4 protein-coding genes and 1 tRNA gene are annotated in these 6,223 nt (G+C 43.5%); all 5 read right to left on the bottom strand.

Going from position 1 to position 6,223, the window contains the following annotated elements; translation table 11 throughout:
* Window positions 1–57 precede the first annotated feature (57 nt).
* A complete protein-coding gene (locus A2536_06475) occupies window positions 58–531 on the bottom strand; it encodes a hypothetical protein (GenBank protein OGF45122.1) in 474 nt (157 codons plus the stop codon).
* A 39-nt stretch (window positions 532–570) separates the two neighbouring features.
* Window positions 571–1,623, bottom strand: coding sequence for a hypothetical protein (locus A2536_06470; GenBank protein OGF45121.1), 1,053 nt, complete (start codon window positions 1,621–1,623; stop codon window positions 571–573).
* 175 nt (window positions 1,624–1,798) lie between these two features.
* Window positions 1,799–4,090 (bottom strand): ribonucleoside-diphosphate reductase, adenosylcobalamin-dependent, encoded by a 2,292-nt coding sequence (locus A2536_06465; GenBank protein ID OGF45131.1) that lies wholly within the window; start codon window positions 4,088–4,090, stop codon window positions 1,799–1,801.
* Between the two features lie 821 nt (window positions 4,091–4,911).
* Window positions 4,912–4,986: transfer RNA gene (locus A2536_06460), tRNA-Gly, on the bottom strand.
* A gap of 94 nt (window positions 4,987–5,080) precedes the next feature.
* Entirely contained in the window at window positions 5,081–6,163 is a 1,083-nt protein-coding gene (locus A2536_06455; GenBank protein OGF45120.1) for a hypothetical protein, read from the bottom strand.
* Window positions 6,164–6,223: the final 60 nt, after the last annotated feature.

The raw sequence follows: 6,223 nt of genomic DNA, 5'->3' as shown, positions 1-6,223 counted from the left end.
GTCAGATATATCTACTTAGCTGGAACGGACAATTTGCTAAGACAGGACTTTCACCTGTTAGACTAAACATTTTATTGGCTGCGCGTGCAGGTCATCCCCGGCGCCTTTTAGAATACTATAAGCCATATCCACAAGGAACACCTTTCCGTCATATTTTCCTTCATAATTTATCTCCCGCACGGTAGGTTTTAATATAAAATTACCGCCATGGAAATTCACAACAAATATTTTTTTAAACCCCTGTCTGAATAAGGAATCCGCAATGTCAATAAGCACCGAGCGAAGCGTCATAGAGCTTAACGTCACTGTACCCGCCCCTTCCATATTTTCACTGGAATTTCCAAAGGGCATTACAGGCAGCAGGTAAGCTTTTACTTCTTTTGCCGCTTTTTCACACACTTTCTCGGCAAGAAAAGCATCAGTTTTCACCGGAAGGTGCGATGAATGCTGTTCGGTAGTTCCAAAAGCCACGATCGCGGTATCTGTTTTAAAATTCCTTATCTCAAAACTGGTGTTCTCTTTATTTACCATTTTACCTCTTTTTGATTTTTCTTTAACTTTGCAGGTCTTTTACAGCTTTACCGCCTTACCTGTCTCAGAAGACTTGTATATGGCGTCTATTACTTCAAGAGCCCTTAAGCCGTCAATGCCTTTTGAACCCCAGACAGACTCTTTATTTAAAATAGCGCAATCCACAAAATGCTTTATCTCGCTCACATACCCGAGTTCATTCTCTTCATCCACCGCCGGTTTAGTCCAGCCGTTCGTCATCTCTGCTTTTTCAATGGCATAGCTCAACCCAGAAAGTGTAAAAGCAGAAACCGGAGAACCCTGCGACAAGTTAACCTTCACGACGCCTTTTGATCCGTAAAGTTCCACGCTGTCGTCCAAGCCGCCGACCGTAATATAGTTACCTTCCACAAGCGCGTACGTCCCGTCGGAAAATTTTAAAATACCGCAAGCCCAATCTTCGACTTCGTAGTTTTTATGCTTCAGGTTGGTATTTCCACCGCCGCTCGTTTTTGCCGTTACTTCTACAACTTCTTTTTCCTTGAACCATCTCGCCCAGCCGATAGGATGAATACCAAGATGTATCATGGAACCGCCGCCGCATGTTTTTTTCTTCTGCGCAAAAGGAGAGTGTGTTCCGGAATGCGTCTCCTTGGCTTTGAGAAAAAGAACATCTCCAATAGCTCCTTCATCATATATTGCCCGGGCTCTCTTTAATGCCGGAGCAAATATCCAGTCTTCTGCGTAAAAAAGTTTGACCTTATGTTTTTCCACGGTTTTTAAAAGTGTCTTTCCGTCTTCCAAAGTGGTAGCCAGCGGTTTTTCGCAGATCATAGGCTTACCTGCTTTTGCTATCTCCACCCCGAGATCTTTATGAAGAAAATTCGGAGCACAGATACTTACAAGATCAACATCAGGAAGCTTGATCATCTCTTTATAGTCCGTAAATGTCTTTTTGATCCCGTATTTTTTTGCAAATGCGGCAACTGCCTCCGGATTGATATCCGCTACTGCTTTTATCTCCACCTCCGGGATACGCTTATAAGCTTCGGCGTGAAGACCTGCGGCAAATTTTGCTCCTATTATTGCAACTCCCAACTTTTTATCGCTCATTTTTCCTCCATTTGAAAAACTATATTGTAGTATAATATTTTTTTTTGTAGATTGTCAAGTTTGCATTAAGTGATTATCTATAAGGCGAAATACGTGTTTCCGGGAGAAAAGAAACGGGCGCTCGGCTTGAACGCCCGTCTTAAAATATCTTCCTTTAAAACCTTGAGACTCTTTCTTAACCGCACTTTGAATAGCCGCAGAATCTGCAAAGCACGCAGTCTTCGACGTATTCAAGAATATTACCGCAATCCTGGCACATTCCCGCCAGCTCTTTGGTACCGCTTGTTACTTTAGCTGAGAGGGATTCTGAATCATTTTTCTTTGGCAGCGCTGCAGGCGCTTCCATTTTTGCAGCGGCAGAAGCAGCAGCTTTTGTAACCCCGCCGGACTGTATGAACCTTTCTATTGCCTTGGCAATGGCATCCGGACAGGAAAGTACCATATTGCCCTTGTCCCAGAGAGGAGACGGACAACGGATACCTTTGATCTGTTTAAGTACGGATTCTATATCTATGCCGGTTCTGAGAGCCAAAGATATAAGACGGCTCACAGCTTCTGATTGCGAAGCCGCACAACCTCCGGATTTTCCCATCTGGGCAAATATCTCACAGAGACCTTTTTCATCAGAGTTAATAGTGACATACAAACTCCCGCAGCCGGTACTTACTTTCTGGGTCACACCCATAGTCATCGCCGGTCTTGAGCGCGGTATTATTTTTTCTCTTCCTTCTCTTACAGGCGCAGAGGTGGTGACCGGTACAGCCGCAGAAGTATTGGTAGCTCCGGTGCTTAAAACCTGTTCGCTCCGGCTTCCGTCACGGTAAACCGTGAGGCCTTTACACCCTTCTTTGTAAGCAAGAACATAGGCCATTCTGACATCTTCTCTCGTAGCTTCATGCGGGAAGTTAACCGTTTTGCTCACCGCGTTATCTACGGATTTCTGAAAGGCCGCCTGCATACGAACATGCCATTCAGGTACTATATCATGCGCTGTTACAAATATTTTTTTGATATCCTCAGGTATTTCATCCATACCGTGAAGAGTGTTCTTCTCCGCGATCTTTTCTATAAGCGCGTCCGAGAAGATACCCCTGTCTCTGGCAACTTTTTCAAATATCGGGTTAACTTCTATCATCTTTGTGCCGTCCATTACGTTCCTTATATAGGAGATGGCAAAGATCGGCTCTATACCGCTGCTGACATTGGCAATTATGGAAAGGGTCCCGGTCGGAGCTATTGTAGTCGTTGTGGCATTTCTTATCGGAGTATACTTGCCGTAGATCGATTTTTCGAAATTAGGAAAAGGGCCTCTTTCTTTTGCCAGGGAAGCGGAAACCTTTTTTGATTCCTCGTCAATAAAAGTCATAACGGAATCACCCAGTTTAAGCGCTTCGTCAGAACTGTAAGGCACGCCAAGCTCAATAAGCATATCGGCAAAACCCATAACGCCAAGGCCTATTTTCCTGTTGGCCTTTACCATCGCGTCTATTTCAGGCAGAGGGTATTTGTTCATATCTATAACATCGTCCAGGAAGCGGACAGCGGTCTTGATCGTTTCTCTTAAAAGTTCATAATTCACTTCCGCTCTGCCGTTTCTATGGGTGATCATCTTTGCCATATTGATAGAGCCTAAATTGCAGGCCTCATAAGGAAGAAGAGGCTGCTCACCGCAAGGATTGGTGCTCTCTATCATGCCAAGCGCAGGAGTGGGATTATCGGCGTTCATTCTGTCTATAAAAATAACCCCCGGTTCCCCGTTCTTCCACGCGGAATCCACGACCAGATTAAAAACATCTTTTGCTTTTAATTTTTTCATCGGTGTTCTGGTATGCGGATTTAAAAGATCATACTCTTCATCCCGGGCAAGCGCATCCATAAATTTATCGGTGACAGCAACAGAGAGATTAAAATTATTCAGCTCGCCGGTATTATTTTTTGCGGTGATGAACTCCAAAATATCCGGATGCTCTACGGAAAGAATTCCCATATTCGCGCCGCGCCTGGTGCCGCCCTGTTTTACGGCTTCAGTGGCAGCGTTAAAAACTTTCATGAATGATATCGGACCGCTCGCAACCCCGCCCGTGGATTTTACTTTGTCATCCTTCGGTCTTAATCTTGAAAAAGAAAAGCCGGTACCGCCGCCGCTCTTATGAATGAGCGCCGCGTTTTTTATGGATTCAAATATCCCGTCCATCTTGTCTTCCACCGGGAGAACAAAACATGCGGAGAGCTGCTGCAAGTCCCTGCCCGCATTCATCAAAGTCGGCGAGTTTGGAAGGAAATACATATTTACCATGAGCGAGTAGAATTCTTCCGTGATCTCCCTCAGCCTTTCGGGAGACATCATCGGAGTATATTTTTTTTCCGCCTGCGCTATATTTTCCGCGACACGCCAGAACATCTGTTCAGGTTTTTCTGTTTCCTTATCACTGATCCTTTTTAAATATCTTTTTTTGAGGACCGTCAAAGAGTTGGGCGAAAGTTTTAGTTCGGGTAATTTCCTTTTGCTCTTTTCTTCTTTCCTAGCTCCTTCCTGGTTGGTTTTGGATTCTTCATCCAAAAACGTTTTCTGAATCATACTATCACTCCTATATATCCCGCCATTTTTTCGGCTCTAATTTTTTTTAAATAACACTACCTGTTGTGCGACGGCTTTAATATACTACTATAGGTAGTTGGTGTCAAGAAAAAAAGCGCCATTTTTTTTATAATATTTTAGAAGAAAATGGCGTCCCCGAGTGTTTTAATCGGGGATCCAGTGTCTTCTGGCAGACTGGAGAATTTCACTCCTTTTTGTACAATTTCCCGATGTTTTTGACTATTTTGTGGCATTAAAATATTTTATTTTTCCTCTAAAAATGCCATCCTTGAAGGCTTTAATCAAGGACCCAGTGTCTTTTTGTATCTTATTCAAATCTGTCCTTAATATATGTTTTTGCCAAAAAAAAGGACCCTCCAATCTTAGGAGGGGAGGGATCTAGTGTCTAGCAAATTGCGGTGTTTTATTGCTTCACTTTATAGCACAGTTTTGTTATTTTTAGAGGTTTTTAGATTTTTTACAGTGCAAAATTATGGAGCGGACGAAGGGATCCGCCAAAGTAGCGGAAACCCGCACCGTCGCTAGCGCTCCCCAAATGGGGAAATAAATCCCCCTATGGCGTCCGAAAAGCCGGACTGTTATCCCCTTTACTACGGTCTCCACATCCCCTGCAACTCTTACATCGAGGGTTCAAATATTAAATATGCTTGTAGAATTTTATTATTTTTATGCGCAGGTATTTTGATTTTTGGAGCGGGCGAAGGGACTTGAACCCTCGACGTCCACCTTGGGAAGGTGGCATTCTACCGCTGAATTACGCCCGCACTGGAATTTATATTAGCATCTACAAGGCGTTTTGTAAAGTTGAATCTGATAAATTTACTTTTTTTCAAAATGTGACTAAAATGTGCCATACGGTTACGCCCTCTTGAGCAAATCTGGGCTATACGAAAAACTTTCTTCCGCCACTTTATCGTAGTGCAACTCCAACTTAGCTATGGCGTCTTTCTTATGCTTCGGTGCCAGATGGGCATAGATGAGTGTTGTATCAAGCTCTGAGTGTCCCAGAAGCTCCTTGACCGTGACAAGATCAACGCCCGCCATAACCAACTGAGAAGCAAACGTGTGTCGTAAATCATGGAACCTGCATTTAATTCCCGTCAAGCTTACCGCCTTCCTAAACGCCGCCACATCTCGATACTGCTCGTTATCAGCGTTTGGAAAAACATAGTCTTCTCGGTGGGGCTTTCTCTCCTGATACTTCTTCAGTAGCATGCCATAGGTGTCAGAGCTCATGGGAATTTCTCTTATGTTATTATTCTTGGTTTTATCTAAGACTATCAACCTGTTACTCAGGTCAACGTTGTCCCATTTTAAACCGAGTATTTCCCCTTTCCTCATCCCCGTATGCAAAGCCACTGAAACGATATCCTTCATCTGCCCTACACAGCAACCAAGTACAGTTTCAATTTCTTCATTTGTTAAAAACCGTACTTTTCTCTTGGGCACTTTGTAAAGCTCGATGCCCCTGACTGGATTAGTTTCTATATATTCCCAGTCGATCGCTAGATTGAACATCCGCTTTAAGACAACCATCGCATTATTTGAATTGACTTCCGATATGCTTTCTTTTATCTCTGCTTGAACTTCCTGAACTACGCCCTTAGTAATCTCACGTAGCGTTTTCCTGCCAATATGTTTTGTTAACGTTTTGATAGTCGGCAGATAAACCTTTTTATATCTTCTGGTTTTGTCCTTAGCATATTGAAGAACTTTCTCAGCCAATTCAGAAAAATACATCTTTACTGGTCTCTTAAGGTCGAAGTATCCTTTCTCGTAGGCTTCCGACATCATCTTTCGGACTCTTACTTGTGCCAATCGCAAGTCTTTCGTTTTCAAAGAACGGCGTATCCTCTTACCTGACGGATCAATAAAATCGGAAAGCCATACTCCGCTTTTACGCCTTGTCAGGTTAGGATATGGAACAGCTTCATTTAACATTTGGTCTCCTCGACCAAAGCTGTCCCCTTGTATCCGCTACAATAATAGCCCTTCGTAGCC

The organism is Candidatus Firestonebacteria bacterium RIFOXYD2_FULL_39_29, from assembly GCA_001778375.1.
In the GTDB taxonomy this organism is placed as follows: domain Bacteria; phylum Oederibacteriota; class D2-FULL-39-29; order D2-FULL-39-29; family D2-FULL-39-29; genus D2-FULL-39-29.
This window is presented reverse-complemented; position numbering and strand designations above follow the sequence as displayed.